Source organism: Nocardia abscessus NBRC 100374 (assembly GCF_000308455.1).
Taxonomy (GTDB): Bacteria; Actinomycetota; Actinomycetes; order Mycobacteriales; family Mycobacteriaceae; genus Nocardia; species Nocardia abscessus.
This window is the reverse complement of sequence record NZ_BAFP01000129.1, coordinates 1-3792: the sequence shown is the minus strand read 5'-3', so window position 1 is coordinate 3792 and position 3792 is coordinate 1. Positions and strand designations below refer to the sequence as shown.

Annotated in this window: 2 protein-coding genes; both read right to left on the bottom strand. The window is 66.7% G+C overall.

Features of this window, described 5'->3' with window-relative positions:
* Positions 1-9: 9 nt before the first annotated feature.
* Complete coding sequence (locus ON19_RS26325; protein WP_043698574.1) at positions 10-2361, bottom strand: arylsulfatase; 2352 nt, start codon at positions 2359-2361, stop codon at positions 10-12.
* A gap of 382 nt (positions 2362-2743) precedes the next feature.
* The coding region (locus ON19_RS26320; protein WP_043698570.1) for an acyl-CoA dehydrogenase family protein at positions 2744-3792 on the bottom strand (1049 nt) is incomplete at its 5' end.

Below are 3792 nucleotides of genomic sequence, written 5' to 3'. Positions count from 1 at the left end.
AGACTCGCGCTACTGCCGAGCCATGTGCATGCGCATTTCGCTCTGGACGTCGGTGATCAGCTCTCCGGAGAGGTCGACGACCACCGTGTGCAGGGTGCCGGTGAACCGGAAGGGAGGTTCGTAGTCGGATACCACCGCGGAGCCCGGGTTGGCGCCACAGGTCATTCCGCCGGGGTTGAACGCGACCGGCGTGATGAACGGGAAGTCGGCTTCGCCGACCGGGTCGCGGTCGATGTAGAGCCGGGCGGTGCCCGGCGTGCCCCTGCCATTGGCGAAGTCGGGTGTGCCGGTGGGCTCGAACTCGAAGCGCACTTCGTGGCGGCCTTCGGGAATGTTCTGTGTCGAGGAGACTCGGTGCACGGCGCGCCGGACGTAGTTGTGGGCGTAGTGCAAACGGCCGTCTTCGACGTAGAAGGTCCAACCCCCGGCATTGGTGCCCTGGCACAGCAGGACGCCCTCGGCACCGCCGGGCGGGACCTCCACATCGGCGGTGACGCTGTGCGGTCGGTTCAATACCCGTGGTGAGACCGCCGCGGGCAGCGTCTCGGTGTCGGGGCGGAGGGTGTACCTGGTCTGCGCCCGCGTGATCTGCGGGCGCTCCACGAGCAGGCGCTGCAACCCGCTGCCGTCGACGGGCAGCACGTCGTAGCGGCCTGCCTCCACGTACCACCGCGCGATCATCTCCGTGAGTTTGTCCCGCTGCTCGGCGGCGAGGTCACGGGTCTCGGCGAAATCCTCCGCGACGTGATAGAGCTCCCAGTGGTGGGCGTCCAGAACGCCGAGGTCCTCGGCGGTGATGGGCGTGCCGAACGGTCGGTCCGCCTCGGCGAACGAGGGGCCCGGCCACGGGCACACGGCCCGCCAGCCGTCGTGGTCGATCGCGCGGTGGCCCAGCATCTCGAAGTACTGCGTGTGATGCCTGGTCGACGCGGCCGAATCGTCGAACGTGTGGGCGAAGCCGACACCGTGCAGCGGTGACTGGGCCACGCCACGGATGGTTTCCGGCGGGTCGATGCCGAGCGCGTCGAGAACAGTGGGGACGACGTCGATCAGGTGCGCGTACTGGGTGCGCACCTCGCCCCGGGCGGTGATGCCTCGCGGCCAGTGGACCAGGAAGGGATCGCTGACGCCACCACGGTAGGTCTCGCGCTTCCAGCGCCGGAAGGGCGTGTTTCCCGCCCAGGTCCAGCCCCACGGATAGTGGTTGAACGTGGTCGGTCCGCCGAGCTCGTCGATGGCTCGCAGACTGTCCTCGATCGGTTCCGGCGCGTTGTTGAAGAACTGCAGCTCGTTCGTGGTCCCGGTGACCCCGCCTTCCGGGCTGGCCCCGTTGTCGGATACCAGCATGATCAAAGTGTTGTCGAGTTCGCCGGTTTCCCGCAGGAAGTCCACCAGCCGCCCGATGTGGTGGTCGGTATGGGCGAGGAACCCGGCGTAGACCTCCATCATTCGTGCCGCGAGGCGGCGGGCGTCGGGTGCGAGCGCGGCCCACTCCGGCACGTCCGGATCGCGGCGGGACAGTCGCGCGTGCGCCGGCACGACCTCGAGTTCTCGCTGGCGATCGAAGGTGGACTCGCGGTAGGCGTCCCAGCCGCCGTCGAACCGGCCGCGGTAACGATCGGCCCACTCCCTCGGCACATGATGCGGGGCGTGCGTCGCCCCCGTGCAGAAGTTCAAGAAGAACGGCTTGTCCGGAGCGACCTGCTTCGCGCCCGCTATGAAAGAGATCGCCTTGTCCACCAGGTCCGCGGTCAGGTGGTAGCCGTCTTCCGGCGTGCCGGGCGGCTCGACCTGGTGGTTGTCGTAGACCAGGTCCGGATACCACTGGCTGGTGTCGCCGCCGAGAAAGCCGTAGAAGCGCTCGAAACCGCGGCCGAGCGGCCAACGGTCGTAGGGGCCCGCAGCGGATTCCTGCTCCGATGGCACCAAGTGCCATTTGCCGACCATGTAGGTGTTGTATCCGTGCTGTAGCAGCATCTCCGAGAGGAATCCGTTCTCGAAGGGAATGTTGCCGTTGTAGCCCGGATACCCGGTGGCGATTTCCGTGATGCCCGCCATGGCGTTGGCGTGATGGTTGCGTCCGGTGATGAGACAGGAGCGCGACGGCGAGCACAAGGCGGTCGTATGCATGTTGTTGTACAGCAACCCGCCCGCGGCCAAAGCGTCGATATGGGGTGTGGAAATGGGACTGCCGTAGCAGCCGAGCTGTCCGAACCCGGTGTCGTCGAGCACGATGAACAGCACGTTCGGCGCACCGGGTATCGCCCGCACCGGTTGCGGCCAGGCGGGACTCGATTCATCGGTCGTCCGTCCGATGATTCCTGGGAAAGCTGTTGCGCGTTTGTATTCCTCGAGTGGCATCGATGAGCCCTCCGTCCTGCGGATGGGGCTGGACACCGCCAGCCCGGTCGTCCGAAGAAATGCCTGCGATGACGACGAGCAGTTCCGCTGCGGCAAGTGCTGAAATTCTCGCCGTGCAACTTTGTCGGCCTCATCATCGATGGCTCGGCATGGGAGGCGGCCGGGCCGAACGCCGACCTCGGGGAGCGCGATCCTCACCCGAGCATCCGATATCGGTTCTCAGTCCATCCGCTGACGCGACGGCACAGTCAAATGCTAGACGACGACCGCCGCGGCTGTCAGGGGAGAAGCGCAGCTCGCTACGAAGGCCCGGAGGTGCCGGAAAGCCGGAAACCGCGGCCGGTGCAGAACCGGCCGCGGTTTCGCGGTGACCGACGGCGATTCAGAAGGCGGCTTCGTCGAGCTCCATGACCGTGATGTCGACGTCGGAGATGACCGACCATTCCGCGCTGAGGTGGGGCAGGACGGTCTTGGCGAAGAACGACGCGACGGCGATTTTGCCCTGATAGAACGCGCGGTCCTGCTCGCTCGCGCCGGCATCCACCGCGGCGAGGGCGATCTCGGCGGCGACGATCAACCGCCAGGCGACCAGGAGATCGCCGACGGCGAGCAGGAATCGGACGGAGTTCAGGCCGATCTTGTACAGCTCGGTGGGGTGCTCCTGCGCGTCCAGCAGATGCTGGGTGAATCGGCTGGCCATGTCCTGCACGTCTTCCAGCGCGGTGGCGAGCAGGACCTTCTCGGCCTTGAGCCGGCCGTCGCCTGCGGGGGACTGCGCCGTGTCCCGGATCTTGCCCGCCAGGTGGGCGAGCGCGACGCCGCGGTCACGGGCGATCTTGCGGAAGAAGAAGTCCTGCGCCTGGATGGCGGTGGTGCCCTCGTAGAGCGAGTCGATCTTCGCGTCGCGGATGTACTGCTCGATCGGGTAGTCCTGCAGGAAGCCGGATCCTCCGAGGGTCTGCAACGACTCGGTCAGGTACTGGTAGGCACGCTCGGAGCCGACGCCCTTGACGATCGGCAGCAGCAGATCGTTGACCCGCGCGGCCAAGTCGGCATCCGCACCCGAGATATGCTGCGCCACAACGTCGTTCTGATGGCCTGCGGTGTAGAGGTAGATCGCCCGAAGGCCCTCGGCGTACGCCTTCTGCATCATCAGCGACCGGCGCACGTCCGCATGCCGGGTGATGGTCACCTTCGGCGCGGTCTTGTCCGCCATCCGGGTCAGGTCGCTGCCCTGCACGCGGGTCTTCGCGTATTCGAGGGCATTGAGGTAACCGGTGGACAGGGTCGCGATGGCCTTGGTGCCCACCATCATGCGGGCTTCTTCGATGACCTCGAACATCTGCGCGATGCCGTTGTGCACTTCGCCGACCAGCCAGCCCTTGGCGGGGATGCCGTGGCCGCCGAAGGTGACCTCACAGGTGGCGGACG